The organism is Halomonas sp. A11-A (assembly GCF_003182195.1).
GTDB lineage: Bacteria > Pseudomonadota > Gammaproteobacteria > Pseudomonadales > Halomonadaceae > Halomonas > Halomonas alkalicola.
The window spans coordinates 20,434-36,548 of record NZ_QGTM01000017.1; the positions used below are offsets into that span (position 1 = coordinate 20,434).

At 68.4% G+C, this 16,115-nt stretch carries 10 protein-coding genes and 1 pseudogene; all 11 read right to left on the bottom strand.

The window, feature by feature from the left end; all coding sequences use genetic code 11:
- Positions 1–37 precede the first annotated feature (37 nt).
- Positions 38–1,489 carry a TolC family outer membrane protein gene (locus DER72_RS11165; protein WP_309064165.1) on the bottom strand — a complete coding sequence of 484 codons (1,452 nt, stop codon included), beginning with the start codon at positions 1,487–1,489 and terminating at the stop codon, positions 38–40.
- Complete coding sequence (locus tag DER72_RS11170) at positions 1,489–2,877, bottom strand: HlyD family type I secretion periplasmic adaptor subunit (RefSeq protein ID WP_110070070.1); 1,389 nt, start codon at positions 2,875–2,877, stop codon at positions 1,489–1,491. Before DER72_RS11170 ends, DER72_RS11165 begins: the two co-directional genes overlap by 1 nt.
- Positions 2,877–4,658 (bottom strand): type I secretion system permease/ATPase, encoded by a 1,782-nt coding sequence (locus DER72_RS11175; RefSeq protein ID WP_110070071.1) that lies wholly within the window; start codon positions 4,656–4,658, stop codon positions 2,877–2,879. Before DER72_RS11175 ends, DER72_RS11170 begins: the two co-directional genes overlap by 1 nt.
- A gap of 135 nt (positions 4,659–4,793) precedes the next feature.
- The gene (locus DER72_RS11180; RefSeq protein ID WP_375153273.1) at positions 4,794–8,714 is read right to left on the bottom strand and encodes an AAA family ATPase; all 3,921 of its coding nucleotides are present in this window, start codon (positions 8,712–8,714) and stop codon (positions 4,794–4,796) included.
- A 30-nt stretch (positions 8,715–8,744) separates the two neighbouring features.
- Positions 8,745–9,389, bottom strand: a complete 645-nt coding sequence (locus DER72_RS11185) for a tRNA-(ms[2]io[6]A)-hydroxylase (RefSeq protein WP_110070073.1) — start codon at positions 9,387–9,389, stop codon at positions 8,745–8,747.
- The gene (locus tag DER72_RS11190) at positions 9,380–9,859 is read right to left on the bottom strand and encodes a DUF1289 domain-containing protein (protein WP_110070074.1); all 480 of its coding nucleotides are present in this window, start codon (positions 9,857–9,859) and stop codon (positions 9,380–9,382) included. Before DER72_RS11190 ends, DER72_RS11185 begins: the two co-directional genes overlap by 10 nt.
- 443 nt (positions 9,860–10,302) lie before the next feature.
- The gene (locus DER72_RS11195; RefSeq protein WP_181395660.1) at positions 10,303–11,058 is read right to left on the bottom strand and encodes a universal stress protein; all 756 of its coding nucleotides are present in this window, start codon (positions 11,056–11,058) and stop codon (positions 10,303–10,305) included.
- Positions 11,051–13,537 (bottom strand): Lon protease family protein, encoded by a 2,487-nt coding sequence (locus DER72_RS11200; protein ID WP_110070076.1) that lies wholly within the window; start codon positions 13,535–13,537, stop codon positions 11,051–11,053. The genes DER72_RS11195 and DER72_RS11200 overlap by 8 nt, the downstream gene beginning before the upstream one ends.
- 136 nt (positions 13,538–13,673) lie before the next feature.
- A pseudogene (locus DER72_RS11205) lies at positions 13,674–13,916 on the bottom strand (Txe/YoeB family addiction module toxin); the annotation flags it as partial.
- 258 nt (positions 13,917–14,174) lie between these two features.
- Positions 14,175–14,534: a low molecular weight protein-tyrosine-phosphatase gene (locus tag DER72_RS11210; RefSeq protein WP_181395661.1), complete on the bottom strand. Its 360-nt coding sequence runs from the start codon at positions 14,532–14,534 to the stop codon at positions 14,175–14,177.
- An 11-nt stretch (positions 14,535–14,545) separates the two neighbouring features.
- Positions 14,546–15,988, bottom strand: a complete 1,443-nt coding sequence (locus DER72_RS11215) for an MBL fold metallo-hydrolase RNA specificity domain-containing protein (protein WP_110070077.1) — start codon at positions 15,986–15,988, stop codon at positions 14,546–14,548.
- Positions 15,989–16,115 lie beyond the last annotated feature (127 nt).

Here is a 16,115-nt window from a genome sequence, read left to right on the forward strand (position 1 = left end):
TGGAGGAACCATGGACAATCATGCCCGACCTCACCAATCAGGGCGCCGTGATGCTGCTGAGGAGCTGCATGACGTTGCCCAGATCCTGACTGCCAAGGTCACCCACGGCGGACTGCAGGGCAAGGCGATCGATCAGGAAGCGACCCAGGGCATCGACATACTGGATGCGCTGATCATAGAGCGTGGCGCGGGCATCGAGCACATCGACGAGATCGCGCAGGCCGAGCTGCTCGCCCCGCTCGGCGGCCTCGAGAAACAGCTCGCTGGATTCGATGGCACGCGCCAGGGCCTCCAGGCGGCGCACGTTACCATTCAGGGCCCGCAGGCGCTGGCGCACCTCCTGTGCGGCCAGGTTGTGGGCGTTGTCGACGGCTTCCTGACTGGCCCGGGTTCGCAGCTCGCCCTGACGCACGCTGGCGACGGTGTAACCGCCGCGGTAGAGCGGCATGTTGAGCTCCACACTGGCGGTATAGTCCTCACTGGTACGCAGATCGTCGTCGCTCTGGCGGTCGCTGTAACTGAGGTTGAGATTGATCTCGGGAAAATAGCCGCTGCGCCGCACTCGGGTGTCGCTTTCGGCGATATTGCGCTCGGCCAGGGCGCGCAGCACATCGAGATTATTGCCGATGGATTCGATCCAGGGCCGCTCATCCAGCCAGTCGCCGTCGACGTCGGCGGCAGCGAGGTCGCCCAGGATGCCGCCGCTGAAGTCGGGAAGCACGCCGGTGAGGCGCTCGAGCTCGCTCAGGGCGTCGTCCAGCTCGTTCTCGGCCTGGACGGCATCGGCAATGGCCTGATCGAAACGGGACTGCGCCTCGAGGAGGTTGATGCGATCCCCCACTCCCAGGTCGAAGGCACGCTGCGCCTGGCGCACCTGAAGCTCGAGGGACTCCTGCTGGGCCTCCAGGAGCCCCAAGGTTCGTGAGGCCAGGTAGGCGTTGATATAGGCCTCACTGACCTGCAGGGCAAGGTCGCGTTCGGCAATGGCCAGGTCGAGTTCGGCCGCTCCCACCTGGGCGTCGGCACGCCCCATGCCACGCCAGCGCTCCAGGTTGAACAGCGGCTGCTGGAGGTTAAGCCGCCAATGGTGTTCATCGAAGGTACCCGGCCGTTGGGCCGGCTGATCAAGACCGAACCCTTCTGGATCTGTCTGGATATTGGTGGAGTCCTGCCACAGATAGCCACCACTGGCACTGAGCTGGGGGAGCAGCTGCGAGCGCGCCATGGGCACTTCCTGTTCCGTCGCCTCAAGCTCATAGCGCTGCTGAGACAGGCGCGCATCGTGTCGCAAGGCACTCTCGAACAGATGAGGCAACGAAGGCAGCGAAGAGGAGCTCGGTGTGGAGACGGCATCCAGAGCAGCCAGTTCCTCCATGGCCTGCTCTCCAGCTGGCACATCCCCACTCGGCTGAGAGAGCGCCAGACTGCTGGCTCCCCAGAGCCCCAACGCAACGGCCATGCCGAGCGGCCATTTCATCCCTGTGCGCATCAATCCTCCCGAATGGCTCGCGCCAGCATGTCGGTGATCGGGCGGGCAATGTAGCTGGCGAAGGTGCGTTCGCCGGTACGAATCATCACCTCGGCCGGCATACCGGAGAGCAGCTGCATCTGTTCGGTCATGTCCTCCATGCCCTCTTCGGTCACCCGAAGTCGCGTTCGATAGTAGCGCTGGCCGGTCGCCTCATCCTCGAAGCTGTCGGCGCTGACATAGATCACCTCACCGGCGATCACGTTGGTCAGGCGCTGATTGAACGCGGAGAAGCGGATCTCGGCGGCCTGACCACGGAAGATATTGTCGATGTCGCGGCTGGGCACCCGCGCCTCCACCACAAAGCCGTCCGTGGAGGGGACGATATCCATCACGGTGTCGCCGGCGCGGATCACCGCCCCCACGCTGTGCACCTGGCGATCCACCACGTTACCGGACACCGGCGCCACGATGACGGTGCGCTCGACCTGATCGCTAAGCGAGGTGATGCGCTCCTCGGCCTCGGCGATCTGGGACTGCGCCTGGCGCAGCTGCTCGCCCACCTCGGACTGGAACTCCTGCTGGCGCACTTCGCGCTGCAGACGGTTCTCGCTGATCTGTGAGCGCAGGCGGGACATCTCGGCGCGATGCTGGGCCACCTCGCCTTCGAACTGCAGGACCTGGCGCTCCAGCTCGCGAAGTCGCTGGTTATCGCCGAGACCCTCGCGAAACAGCGAGCGAAAATCCTCGGCCTCGCCACGCAGCGAGGCGATACGGCGAGTGTTGACGTCGACCAGCTGTTCGAGCCCCTCGATCTGCTCACGCATCTGAACGATCTGCTCGTCCAGGGACTCCAGTGCTCCGCGCAGCGACTCTCGACGAGCCACAAACAGACTTTGCTGCACCGCTACAACCTGCTGCACGCGAGGGCTGTCGCTTTCCATCAGCTCTCGGGAGAACACCAGCTCATCGGCCTGCTCCTGTTCCGCCAGCAGGCGCACCTCCATCGCACGATTGATCAGGTATTGGGCGCGGGCGATCTCCAGCTGAGAGCGGACCTGGGTGTCACTCAGAACGATCAGAGGCTGCCCCGCTTCCACGTGATCACCATCATCCACCAGAATCTCGCGCACGATGCCCCCTTCCAGGTGCTGAACGCTGCGCTTGAAGGATTCCACGGAGACGTTGCCCGGAGCGACCACGGCCACGGCCAGGGAGGCCGTGACGGCCCAGAACCCGAAGCCACCGAAGGCCACCAGCAGAATCAGCAGGCCGAGGCGCTTGTACCCCTTGTCACTGGTGGGCAGCTGTTCAGCATAGTCGCCTTCCAAGGTCTGGGGCCCCGGGGTGATATCGATCTCGTCTTGCTTCGCCACATCGCGGCCGCTAGATCTGGATTCATCGGCCATTACTTCTGCTCCTCGGGGTTTCCACTGCCGACGGGGCCCTCAGGCCGACCGCCACGCACGGCGGCCAGGCGAGAATTAGTCGACTGACTGACCTGGCGCTGGGGTTTCTTGGCGAATTGGGCAAGCACCTGATCTCGCGGGCCAAACATGCTGACCTGCCCTTCCTTCATGACCAGAAGCTTGTCCATGCTCTTGAGTACGCTGGTACGGTGGCTGATGATGAACAGCGTCACCCCTTCGGCCTTGAGGGTGGCGATGGTCTCGCTCAAGGCGCGCTCGCCGGCGTCATCCAGGTTCGAGTTGGGCTCATCGAGCACGACGAAAACGGGGTTGCCATACAACGCCCGGGCCAGACCGATGCGCTGGCGCTGGCCGCCGGAGAGCGCGCCGCTCGTGGAGGAAATGTAGGTGTCATAGCCGTTGGGCAGCTCGAGGATCATTTCATGAACGCCGGCCTTCTGGGCCGCCTTGACCACCTTTTCCGCATTGACCTCGCCAAAGCGGGCGATGTTCTCACCTATGGTGCCGTCGAAGAGCTCGATGTCCTGGGGCAGGTAACCGATGTAGGGGCCAAGCTCGTCGCGGTTCCACTGAACCACATCGGCGCCGTCGAGGCGAACGCTTCCCACCTGAGCCGGCCAGATGCCCAGTAGCACTCTCGCCAGCGTCGACTTGCCCGCTGCACTGGGACCAATGATGCCAATGTGCTCACCCTTGGCTACCTCGAAGTTGATGCCACGAATCGTGGCCATTCGTACGCCGGGGGGAGCTGCGGCCACCGTCTCGACGGCCAGATTGCCCTTGGGCGCGGGCAGTGACATGCGCCGCTGCTCGGCAGGAATCTGGTTGAGCAGATCGTTGAGGCGGTCATAGGCACCTCGGGCGCCAACGAAGCCCTTCCAGCTGCCGATCATCTGATCGATGGGCGCCAGGGCACGCCCCATGATGATGGAGCCGGCGATCATCATGCCCGGCGTCATGTCACCGCGCAGCACCAGGTAGGCACCCAGACCAAGGATCATCGACTGCGCCAGCATGCGCAGCACCTTGGAGGTGTTGGTCAGGGCACCGGCACGATCGCTGGCTTGAGACTGCTTGGAAAGGAACTGATGATGCTTCTGCGCCCAGCGCCCCATGATCCCGGGCAGCATGCCCATGGCGTGGAGCACCTCGGCGTTGCGCAGGTTCGAGTTGGCCAGGTTCTGCGCCTGTATATGTTCGCTGCTCGCCTCGGCCAACAGGCCCTTGGTGGCCTTTTCGTTGGCAATGGCCAAGCCAAGCAGAATGATCCCTGCAACGGTAGCAAAGATGCCCAGCCACGGGTGGAACAGGAAGAGCACGAAAAGATAGACCGGCACCCAGGGGGCATCGAAGAAGGCAAACAGGCCATTGCCGGTCAGAAACTGGCGTACGCTGGTGAGGTCGTTGAGCGGCTGGGCGCTCTGCTGCCCCTGGGCCACGACGCTGCGACGGAACATGGCGCTGTAGAGGCGCGCATTGATGCTGCTATCGAGCTTGTTGCCAACGCGCACCAGAATCCGCGAGCGCACCAGCTCGAGCCCGCCCATCACCATGAAGAGAAAGATCACCACCAGGGTCAGCATGATGAGCGTATCGACGCTCTGGGTGCTGAGCACCCGATCATAGACCTGGAGCATGTACATGGGGGGAACCAGCATCAGCAGGTTGACAAACATGCTGAAAAAACCGACCGACACAAATGAGCTTCGGCATGCCTTGAGCGCAAGCTGAAGGTCAGAGGCGTCCTGTTGCTTTGCCATGTGGCGAATCACCGTTGAGATGTCAGAAAAAGTTAACCGAGGGGGGGGGCTGTAAACGAGGCCGGTAGAGTAGCAGAAACGCCCCTAGTGCAATAGGGGCGCAGAGTTACCGACTGGCCAGTGGCAGCAATGGCCTTACTGTACCGCGCCGGCGGCGGCGGGCAGGGCGCGGTCGAGCAAGCTTCTCCAGCGGGCGATGATCGGGGCGTCGGAGTGGTTGACCTCGGCGAGCAGGCGGCGCAGCTCCTGGCGGGCCTTGTCATCGGCGGGATCGATAACGGTAAGCCAGAGCTCCAGAGCGCCGATCTGCTGGTGGAGATTGCCGTCCTCGCGGGCCTGCTGCTGGGCGAGCTCGATCAGCGCGATGATCTCCTCCCGCGGGTGGCCGAGGCGGTGGCGCACTCGGGCCAGGTGCACGGCGAGCTCGGGCACGAAGAGCGTGGTCTTCTCCCGGGCGAGTAGCAGCGCCTGGTCCAGGTAGTCCTCGGCGCGGCCGAACTCCCCCAGGGCGACGCAGGCGTCCACATACCACAGCGAGGGGCGGCTGTAGGGGTCGCGGCCGGTGAGCTCGATCAGCTCCTCCTGGGCCTGCTCCACCTGGGCCAGCCCCTCGCAGTCGCCGGCCAGGGCGCGCTGCCAGCCCATCACGCCGCGGGCGGACATCTGCCACAGGTGCAGGTCCTGGCTGCCGGTGAGCTCATAGGCCCGCTCAGCACGGGTAGCGGCGAGATGCACGTGGCCCAGCTGGCGGTAGAGAGAGGCGGCGTACATCAGCGCCATGGCCAGGCTGCCGGGGTGGCCGATCTTCTCGGCCAGGCGAATGGCGGACTCCACCTGGGTCTCGGCGCGGCGGTAGTCGCCGCGCAGGCAGAGCGCCCAGCCCTGGAAGCAGGCGGCGGCCACCTGGGGATGGTCGGAGAAGGGCAGCCACTCGATCATCATCGGCGATTCGAGGGGGTTGATCTCCTCCAGGTGATCATAGGCGCGCTGGATGCGCCCGGCCCAGTACTCGCAGCTGGCCCGGGCGTACTCGGCCAGGCGGCGGTAGCGCGGGTCCTCCATGCGCTCGGCGAGGCCGGCGAGCTTCGAGGCGAGGTGGAAGGCGTCGGCATGGGCATGGCGCTGGCTGCACCCCACCCACAGGCCCCACTTGACCAGGAAGGCCTGCTCCAGGTCGGCGGTCTCGCCCTCTTCTCCGCCCCGCTCCTTGACCTGCCGCAGCAGATCGCGGGCGCGCACGAAGCTCTCGTGGGCGGTGGGCGAGCCGTGGCCCTCCAGGGCGAAGGCGGCCTGGCCGCGCACGGTGAGCAGGCTCACCTCGCGCTCGATCCGGTCCTCCACCTGGCGCAGGCAGACCAGGCCGAGATCGGCCATCTTCAGCGCGGTGCGGTTAGCGCTCACCTTGAGCGCCTCGCGGGCGGCCAGCTCGTAGTAGCGCGCACCCCGGGCGTAGTGGCCGCTGCGCCGCAGGTGGGTGGCGAAGTCCCCCGGGTGGCGGCTAATCCACATCGGGAAGCGCTCCTCGATCAGCTCGACCACCTGGCGGTGAATCGCCGTGCGCACGTCCCGCGGGCAGGAGAGGTAGGCGGCCTCCTGCAGCAGCTGGTGGGTGAACTGGTACTCGCGGCCGTCGTCGTCGCCCTCCACCGGCTCGATGATCTCCAGGCGGCGCATCTGCTCCAGCGCCTGGCCGAGGCGCAGCTTCTCCCAGCCGCTGCACTCGGCCAGAAAGTCGAAGCGGAAGCGCCGGCCCAGCACCGCGGCGACGTGGGCCACCTCGCGGTCGGCGTCGAGCTGGTCGATGCGGCTGCCGAGCAGGCCGAGCAGGCCGTGGGGCAGCTCGTCCAGGTGGACGCTGCGCCCCTCGCGGCGGTCCATGTCGACCCGCCGGCAGATCTCCTGCAGGTAGAGCGGCACGCCGTCGCAGCGCTCGATGATCTGGCCGCGCAGGCGCGGGCTCAGGTGGATGCGGTAGCGCCGGGCGAGCTGGGAGAGCAGCCGCGAGGACTGCATGGCGTCGAGCCGGCCCAGGCTGATCTGCTGGTCCCAGTGCAGCCGCGCCGGCAGCGCCTCGCGGCCGTGGTGGCTGGCCACCAGCATGAAGGCGCAGTTGATCGGCAGGCGCGCCTGCAGGCCGGCCAGCAGCTTGAAGCTGGGCTCGTCGAGCCACTGCAGGTCGTCGATCATCAGCACCAGGGTGCGCTCGGCGGCAAAGGCCGTCACCAGCCGCTGCAGCAGCCCGACCACCAGCTCCACCGCCTCGCCGCTCTGGGTGAGCAGGGCCACCTCGCGGGGCTCCCGGGCGCCCAGGGCCTCCTCCAGCAGCTGCTGGCGGGGCTCGTCGAGCTCGGCCAGGCCCAGGGCCTCGCGCAGCTCGGCCAGGGCCGCGGGGGAGATCGGGCCGTTCAGGCGCCAGCGCAGCAGCTGGCGGGCCACGCCGTAGGGCTCCTGCACCGAGAGCCGGGTGGTGGGCTGCCAGCAGATGGCGGCGTCGCGGCTCTGCTCTAGCTGGCGGAAGCCGACCATCAGTGCCGACTTGCCCATGCCGGAGGGGCCGCGCACCAGCAGGCTCTGGCGCAGGCCGATGCCGGCCCGGGCCAGGGCGTCGCGCAGGGTGCGCAGCGCCGTCTCGCGGCCCACCAGGCTGGGCGGCAGCGCCTCGCGGCCGCCCTCATTCGCGCCGAGAACCAGCGCGCGCAGGCGCACCCGGCCGTCGCTGGCTACCAGCCGCGAGCTCAAGCGCGGCTGCAGGTCCAGCGCCGGCGGCATGTGCTGGCTCGCCTCCTGGGAGATGACCAGCTCGCTGCCCTCGGCGGCGGCCATCAGCTCCAGCGAGCCCTGGGTGACCTGGCCCAGCGGGTCGACCAGGTCGCGTTCCGGCAGGTAGATCACCCGCCCGCTGTTGAGGCCGGCAGCGAGCTCCACCCGGGGCGGTTCGCCCTCGCCGCTCCAGTGGCGGCGGCTCTCCTCGGGGAGCATGCGCCGGCAGTGCTCGAAAAGCGCCACCAGCTCGGCCAGCTGGTGGGCGGGGCCGTGGGTGCCGAAGCAGGCCAGGCCCAGGCCGCCGGTGGCGCCGGGCAGCCAGAAGCCGCCCAAGTGGTGGCACTGCTTCTCCAGCCAGCGCAGCAGCTCGACCTGCAGCATCAGGCAGTCGCGGCTGGCCGGGCGGCTGGAGAGGTCGCCCTTCAGGCGCAGGCGAATGGCCATCACCGAGAGCTGGCGCTGCTCGATCTCCTCCTCGCGCAGCGGCGCGCTGTCCGGCGCCAGGGTGCGGGCGAAGCCGAGCCCGCCGGCGGCGGCCACGTCGGCGTGGGCGTCGGACCAGTAGCGGGCCAGCTGCAGGAAGGCGGGCTCGGGCTGCTGGCCGGAGAGCGCCAGCAGCTGCAGGTAGGCGTTGTACTGCTCGTGGGCGGCGGCCAGTTGGCCCTGCTCAGCGAGCTGGCGCACTAGCTTCTCGTGGAAGGGGCCGTAGCCCGAGAAGCGGTTGACCAGGTCGATGAGCAGGCGGTCGGGCACGCTGTCGTGCTGCTCGAGCACCGATTCGGCAAAGCGGATCACCCGCTGACGCCAGTCATTGCGCACCTGCACCAGCCAGCGCTGGAAGTCGCCGCAGTTGTTGAGCTGCAGCTCCTCGGCAAGATCGCCCTGGTAGTGGTCGAGCAGCGCAGCCAGGGTCGGTAGGTCACGCTCGCCGTCGAGGTGGCGCTGCACCTCGTGAAGGTCGAACTGCCAGCGGGCGGGCAGGCGGAAGGCGATGGTCTGACGCGAGACGGCGAGCACCTCGTCGGCGTGCTCCCCCAGCGACTGGCGCAGGCAGTGCAGCGCGTGGCGCAGGTTGGTGCGCCCAGAGGAGAGCCCCTGGTCGGGCCACAGCAGCTCCGCCAGGGTGGCGCGGCTCACCGGCTGGCTGTGCAGCAGCAGGTAGACCAGCAGCGCCTTGACCTTGTCGTAGCTGAACTGGGTCAGCGCATCCTCGCCGAGGGTAAGCGAGAAGTGGCCGAAGAGGGCGAGCCGATCCGTTTGTGGGGTATCGGTTGCGTCGGGTGCATCTCGCATCATGTCGTCCTGCGTAGCATGGGGCCGCTCTTACGCCGGCACGCCACTGTGAAAACGGAACGCCGTGTCGGGCGTCTGCACCAGCTCGGCTTCGCGATCGGCGAAGAAGGCGATACGGGGCTCGATGGGTGACGCGGCCAGGTGGCGGGCCAGCATCAGGTAGTCCTCGTAGTGGCGCCCTTCCGACTTAACCAGAGTGCGATAGAACTTGGCAAGCTCGGGGTCCAGGTGGGGGATCAGCCGCGCAAAGCGCTCGCAGCTGCGCGCCTCGATGAAGGCGCCGATGATCAGGATGTCCACCAGCCGCTCCGGCTCCTCTGGGCGCACGTGGCGGCGCAGCCCCTCGGCGTAGCGCGAGGCCGAGATATGCCGGTAAGGAATGCCGCGGCTCTCCATCAGATTCACCACCTGCTCGAAGTGGAGCAGCTCCTCCCGGGCCAGCTGGCTCATCTTGGTGAGCAGCAGCGGCTGGTCCACGTAGCGGTAAAGCAGGCTCATGGCCGTGGAGGCCGCCTTCTTCTCGCACTGGGCGTGGTCGATCAGCAAGAGCTCGGGGTTTTCCAGCGCCCAGGCCACCCAGGCATCCGGGGTGCGGCAGCGCAGGAAGTCGAGCAGCTCGGCGGACAGCAGGTCGTCGGCGCTGGCGCGGACGGGCTCGGGCAGGGTCACGGACATGAAGGGCTCTCGGCGGAACGGTCAAGTGCGGAACGCTCATCTAAAGAGAAAAGGCGGCGGGCCTCGGCGGCCTCGTTCAGCTCGGCGGCCAGGCGCGCGTGGAGCTCGGCGGCGGGCAGGCCTTCGCCCTGCCCCGTCGGCGCCAGGCCATAGCGGGCGAGCTCCTGGATCCGCTCGCGGCCGACCCTTAGAAGCTCCACCGCTCGCGACAGCCCCGGCTGATCCGCCCGGAAGCGGATGCGGTGGCGCTTGAGCTGGGCCTCCAGGGCGGCGGCATCCACCAAGCGCAGGTAGCGGCCTGCCACGGCCTCGCGCAGGGCGTCGAGTTCGGCCATGCGGGCGGCGCGCTCGTCGCCGCCCAGGGCGAACCAGTCGCGGATCTCCGCATCGCTGCGCTGGCAGCCCCGGCAGGTGCGATCCCCCAGGGTGGTGGAACAGAGCCCCACGCAGGGCGACACGATGGCGCTCACGCGCTTGCTCTCACGGTCGTGTTCCCAAGGCCTGCCATCCCACCGTCGTCCCTCTCGTTGAATGCAGCGTTGATAGTCGGACGAGATAGTAACGCGAAATGAGTGCTTGAAACAGCCGCCCGCTCCTAGCCCTTGGTGGTGCTTGACTCCCGGGCCAAGCCGGGGGTCGCGACCTCACGCTGATAGCTGGATGCCCACCAGTGGGAATAAGCCTCGGTGGGAGCTGGATAACCAACAGTCGCTACAGCCTCGGTGGTTAACCTGACCTCCAGGGCTTGGAGCTACTGGTGGGAGATGGGCTCCGCCCGGCGAATGGCGCCGCAGGCGCCCGGTGGTGTTGCCCGATGTTGCTGTGGCCTCCGCCTTCGCCCCGCAGAGCGTGGCTCCCACCAGTAGCAATAGCCTCGGTACAAGCAGGAGATCTTTCGTCCAAGCCTCCCCCCTTATGGCACCACCACCACCGGGATGGGGATGCGGGCCAGCACCTCGGGGTCCTCCGCGAAAAGCCGGGTGAGGGTCTGGCGGCTGATCACCAGAGCGCCGCTGCGGGCGCGGGCGAGGAAGCGTTCGAGCTCGGGGGCGGCCATGGGGGCGAGCTCCTCGCGGCCGCGAAACAGCGGGCGGTTGCGCGAGGCCTCGGCCAGGGTCTCACCCCAGGGCAGGGTCGGGGCCTCGCCACGAATGTAGCGCAGCGGGCCGGGCGACGGCGGGTGGCGCTCGTCCCAGATGATCACCGTGCAGGGGGCCTCCAGCACTAGGCGGCGGCTGGTGGAGCCGAGCCGCGAGCTCCAGCCCCAGCGCGACGAGAGCCCCGCCTTGCCGAGCACCAGCACGTCACCGGGGGCTGCCTCGGCCAGGGCCTCACCGACCACCTGGCCGCGGCTTACCAGCAGGCGGTGGCGCAGCTCGCGCCCCGCCACCGCCTGCTCCAGGGCCCGGGTGATGCGCTGCAGCTGGCGGGCCAGGCTCGCCTCCAGCGCCTCGCTCTGCAGCGGGCGGGTGAGGCCGGTGCTGGCGCCCACCTCGCAGGAGAAGGGGAAGGCCGCGCAGTTCAAGAGGTCGAGGTCCTCGATGAAGAGCGCTACCAGCTCGGCGCTGACCTGGTCGGCCAGGGCCACCGCGGCAGCCAGCGCCGCCTGGCTCTGACGGGAGTCATCCAGCAGCGCCACCACGCGCATCGCCTCGCTGCGCTCACTCATCGCCGTCGCCCTCCCCTTTATAGTCGCCGCCGCCCTCCCCTTTATGGTCGCCGTCGCCCTCCTCTCTCTGCCTCTGGTCGCCGGCCTTCTCATCGATCTTTGCCTGGTCCTTTTCGTCAGCCCCGCGGGCCGCCCTGATCGCCTCGGCGAAGGCCTCCAGGCGCGCCTGCACCCGGCCGTTGACGCTCTGCTCGGGGAAGCGACCGCGCTCGTCGGGCTCGCCGGGCGCCTCGCCGGTGAGCAGCGCCAGCGCCTCGTCCACGTGGCGCACGGCGAAGATACGAAAGCTCCCCGCCGCCATGGCCTCGCGCACCTCGGCCTTGAGCATGAGGTGCTCGACGTTGCTGGCCGGCAGGATCACCGCCTGGCCGCTGAGTTTGCCCCGGGCGCGGCAGACGTCGAAGAAGCCCTCGATCTTCTCGTTGACCCCGCCCACCGCCTGCACCTCGCCGTGCTGGTTGATGGAGCCGGTAACGGCAAAGCGCTGGTCGAGCGGTACCCGGGCGATGGCCGAGACCAGCACGCACACCTCCGCCACCGAGGCGCTGTCGCCTTCGATGCCGCCGTAGGACTGCTCGAAGGCGAGGCTCGCCGAGAGCGACAGCGGCGCATCCGGGGCATAGCGCCCGGCCAGGAAGCGCGACAGGATCATCACCGCCTTGGTGTGGATGCGCCCGCCCAGGCGCGCCTCGCGCTCGATATCCACCACCTGGCCGGTGCCGGGGCGCGCCGTTGCAGTAATGCGGGTCGGCTGGCCGAAGGCGAAGTCGCCCAGGGCCAGCACCGAGAGGCCGTTGACCTGCCCCACGGCCTGGCCTTCGGTGGCGATCATCACCGTGCCGCGGTTGATCTGCTCGAGGCTGCGCTCGCGGATGCGCCCGGCGCGGTAGAGCTGCTGGGCCACCGCCTTCTCCACGTGGGCGCGGGTGATCACCGTGGCGTCCTGCATGGCCGCCCAGTGGTCGGCCTCCTGGAGCAGGTCGCTCAGGTCGCGGTGGCGGGCGGTGAGGCGCTGCTGGTCGTCGGCCAGCCGGCTGGCGCGCTCGATGGTGGCCGCCATCCCGCTGCGGTCCAGCGGGCGCAGGGCGGCCTCCCGGGCCAGGGTCGCCACTATATGGGCGTAGAGGGCCAGGTTGGCCTCGCTGCGCGGCAGCTCGTCCTCGAGGTCCACCTGCACCTTGAACAGCTCCAGGAACTCCGGGTCGTGCTCGCACAGCAGGTAGTAGAGCAGCCGCTCGCCCAGCAGCACGATCTTCACGTCCAGCGGGATCGGCTGTGGCTCCAGGCTCACAGTGCTGATCAGGCCGTAGGCCTGCTCCAGGGATTCGGTGCGGATCTGCCCCGAGCGCAGCACCCGCTTGAGGGTCTCCCAGGCGCCGGGCTGGGAGAGCACGCCGCGCACGTCCAGCACCAGGTAGCCGCCGTTGGCGCGGTGCAGGGCCCCGGCGCGGATCAGCGAGAAATCGGTGAGCAGGGTGCCGTTGTGCACGTGGTGCTCGATGCGCCCCACCAGATGCTGGTGGCCCGGCAGGTCCAGGTAGATCACCGGGGCGCCCTCGGTGTCGGCGTTGTCTACCAGCAGGTTGAGGTGGAAGCGGCTGAACACCGCCTCCGGGGGAATATCGGCACCGTCGGCGGTAAAGGAGTCGACGTGCTGGACGATCGCCTCGCGGATGGCGGCGAGGTGGGCGATCACCCCCTCCTCGTCGGCGTAGCGCTCCTCGAGTTCCGCCAGGGGCGCGCCGATGGCGGTCTGCAGCACCTCCTCGTTGAGCTGCTGGACCTGCTCGCGCAGTTCCTTGGCGAGCTTCGGCATGCGGCTGATCGCCTGGGCCAGCTTGCGCTGCAGGATCTCCACCGTGTGCTCGATGCGATCGCGCTCCTCCTTCGGCAGCTTCTCGTACTCCTCCGGCGGCATCATCGTGTCGCCGTCGCCCGCCGGGGCGAAGGTGAAGCCGTTGGGGGTGGAGAGCAGCAGCACCCCCTGCTCGCGGGATTCGCGGCGCACCGCCTCGATGGCGTCGCGCTGGCGCTCGCCCATGGCCTGCTTCAGCTCCTGCAGCCGGTTTTGGTACTCCTCGCTCTCGAACACCGCCGGAATGGCCCCGCGCAGCTCGTCCACCAGCGCCTCGATGTCGCGGCGCAGCTGGCGGCCCAGCCCCGGCGGCAGCTGCAGGTAGCGCGGCACCGAGGGGGCGTCGAAGTTGTAGACGTAGCCCCAGTCCGGCGGCGGCGCCTCGTCCCGGGAACGCTCCTTCAGGAAGTGCCCCACCAGGCTGTGCATGCCGTGGCCCGGCTGGCCGAGCACGAAGAGGTTGAAGCCATCGCTTCTGATCGCGGTGCCGAAGTCCAGCGCCTCCCGCGCGCGGTCGTGGCCGCTCAGCAGGTCCAGCGTGGGAAGCTCGCTGGTCACCTCGAAGGAAAAGGCCTCCTCCGGGCAGCCCCGGTAGACCTCGGAAACCGCTAGCGCCTCGACCATCACTCTCTCCCTGTTCGTTTGCGGCATCTCAGCCCGCCTGCCTTGGTTCGCTTTCTGCACGTACGCTTTCTGACAATTCGCTCGCTTGCTTCAAAGATGGCGCATATAGGGGAGACAGTCGAGGGGTGGGGTAGGCTCAATAGTGGTAGCGGCACTGCACGATCACGATGGCGCTGTCGGCCACCTTGTAGACCAGGCGGTGCTCGCGGTCGATTCGACACGACCAGTAACCCGACCACTGATGCCTGAGGGGCTCGGGATCACCCAGGCCGTCGAAGGGCTGGCGCTGGATATCCTTGATCAGGGTATTGATGCGTTTGAGTGTCTTCTTATCGCGGCCCTGCCAGTAGAGATAGTCCTCCCAGGCAGTTGTCGCCCACTTGACGTCCTCCCCTCCCTCAGCTGCTTAGGCAGCTGCCGCCAACGGCGGAAAGGAAGGGGATTCCTACGGCGCTCAGGCACGGCATTGAGCCATCCCTGAATCGCTTCGGTGGGTTCCTGCTGCTGGCGGCCTTACTGCACCACTCACTTCACAGGCTAGCCGGGCGCAGGCTTCCGCCTCGTCTCATAGCCGCGACACCCAGGCGGCCACGGCATCGCGCAGGCGCTGGTGCACCAAAGAAAACATCTCCTCGGACTAGCGGTAGGGGTCCAGAATCTCCCGGGCCCCGGGCAGCCAGTGACCCAGCAGCAGGGTCTTGCCGAGGGCGGCGGGGGCCAGCTCGGCCACGGCGCGGCGCTGCCCCTCGCTCATCACCAGCACCAGGTCCGCCTCGGCCAGCAGCTCGGCCGTGAGCTGGCGGGCCCGATACCCCGCCATCACGAGCCCCTCGGCTTCGGCCAGGCGGGCGGCGCTGGGCTCCACACCGTGCCCCACCAGGGCACCGAGGCCGGCGGAGCTCACCTCACGCCCCGGCAGGCGGGCGCGAAGCATCGCCGCCGCCACCGGGCTGCGGCAGATATTGCCGGCACACACCACCAGGATGCGCTGGAACATGCCGCCCTCCCTCAGGCGCTCTCCCCCTCGGGGGCGGCAACCGGGCACTCGCTGCCCAGCGTCACCTTCAGGGGATGGCCGGCCTCCCGGGCCCAGGCCAGCAGAGTCTCGCGCAGGGCGCGCTGGGCCTCGGCCTCGCCGTGCACCAGGCGGATATGCCGGGGCGGTTCGCGCATGCGGCGAACGAAATTGAGCAGGTCGCGGCGATCGGCGTGGGCCGAGTAGCCGGAGACCGTCTCCACCCGGGCGCGGATGTCGATGCGCTCGCCATCCAGTTCCACCCAGCCGCCGCGGGGCCCGTAGCGCTGGATATCGCGCCCCGGGGTGCCGGCGCCCTGGTAGCCGGTGAAGAGCACGCAGTGGCGCGGGTCGCCCAGCATCCGCTTGAGGTAGTTGACCACCCGCCCGCCGCTGACCATGCCGCTGGCGGCGATCACCACCGCCGGGCGATGGCTCACGGCGAGATACTCGACGGTGCGCTCGTGCTCCTCATGCGAGCTAACGGTATAAAGGTTCTCGAAGCTGAGCGGGTGGCGCCCCGCCCGCAGCCGGCGGTGGGCCTCGGCGTCCCACCATGGCTTGAGCTCGCGGTAGACCGCGGTGAAGCGCGCCGCCAGGGGCGAATCGACGATGATCTCCAGCGCCTGCCAGCGCGGGCCTTTCGCCTGGTGGATCAGCGTCTCCAGCTCGTAGAGCAGCTCCTGGGTACGGCCGATGCTAAAGGCGGGGATCACCACCGTGCCGCCGTTGGCCAGCGCCCGGTCGATGGCGGCCTTCAGCCGGCCGCGCCGGTGGCGGCGATCCTCGTGCTCGCGGTCGCCGTAGGTGCTCTCCAGCACCAGGGTGTCGCAGCGCCAGGGCGGCTTCGGCGCCGGCAAGAGCGGCGCATGGGGGGCGCCCAGGTCGCCGGAGAAGAGGGTGCGATGGCGCTCACCACTCTCGCGGTAGAGGGTATCCACTTCCGCGTAGGCGGAGCCGAGGATATGCCCGGCGCGCTTGAGCCTGACACGCACCCGGTGGCGGGTATCGTCGACCAGGGTATGCCAGTCGCCGTAGTCCAGCGCCACCAGCCGCCCCTCCACCTCGGCCAGGAAGCGCTCGATCAGCGCCCGGTCGCGGGTGAAGCCGATCTTCAGCGCATCCTCGATGACCAGCGGCAGCAGCCGGCGTGAGGGCAGCGAACAGAGGATCGGCCCCCGCCACCCCGCCGCCAGCAGGTAGGGCAGCCGGCCGATATGGTCGATATGCACATGGGTCACCACCAGCGCCAGCACGTCCTCCACCGGGAAGCGCACCTGGAGCTGCTCGAAGCCGTCGAGCCGGTCCGCGTCCTGGCCCTGGAAGAGCCCGCAGTCGACCAGCAGGGCGCGGTCATCACTGATCTGCAGCCGATGGCAGCTGCCGGTGACGCCGCTGGCACCGCCGTGGTGAAGGATCTGCGGGAATTCGGTCATGGCGCACGGCCTCCCTGCCGAGAGTGGTCGTTTCACTATAGCCGCTGCAGCGTTCGGCAACCCCGCCGGGCGGCTTCGCCGCCATTCGTCGAAGCGTCGAACCGCCGGCAGAGCCGATCTCCCACCA

What these genes read in the sequence shown, in the direction of transcription:
- DER72_RS11195 (WP_181395660.1), bottom strand. Translation starts at nt 11,058, where the DNA reads ATGAGTGAGCGCAGCGAGGCGATGCGCGTGGTGGCGCTGCTGGATGAC.
- DER72_RS11175 (WP_110070071.1), bottom strand. Translation starts at nt 4,658, where the DNA reads ATGGCAAAGCAACAGGACGCCTCTGACCTTCAGCTTGCGCTCAAGGCA.
- DER72_RS11210 (WP_181395661.1), bottom strand. Translation starts at nt 14,534, where the DNA reads ATGTTCCAGCGCATCCTGGTGGTGTGTGCCGGCAATATCTGCCGCAGC.
- DER72_RS11185 (WP_110070073.1), bottom strand. Translation starts at nt 9,389, where the DNA reads ATGTCCGTGACCCTGCCCGAGCCCGTCCGCGCCAGCGCCGACGACCTG.
- DER72_RS11180 (WP_375153273.1), bottom strand. Translation starts at nt 8,714, where the DNA reads ATGCGAGATGCACCCGACGCAACCGATACCCCACAAACGGATCGGCTC.
- DER72_RS11165 (WP_309064165.1), bottom strand. Translation starts at nt 1,489, where the DNA reads ATGCGCACAGGGATGAAATGGCCGCTCGGCATGGCCGTTGCGTTGGGG.
- DER72_RS11170 (WP_110070070.1), bottom strand. Translation starts at nt 2,877, where the DNA reads ATGGCCGATGAATCCAGATCTAGCGGCCGCGATGTGGCGAAGCAAGAC.
- DER72_RS11200 (WP_110070076.1), bottom strand. Translation starts at nt 13,537, where the DNA reads ATGGTCGAGGCGCTAGCGGTTTCCGAGGTCTACCGGGGCTGCCCGGAG.
- DER72_RS11215 (WP_110070077.1), bottom strand. Translation starts at nt 15,988, where the DNA reads ATGACCGAATTCCCGCAGATCCTTCACCACGGCGGTGCCAGCGGCGTC.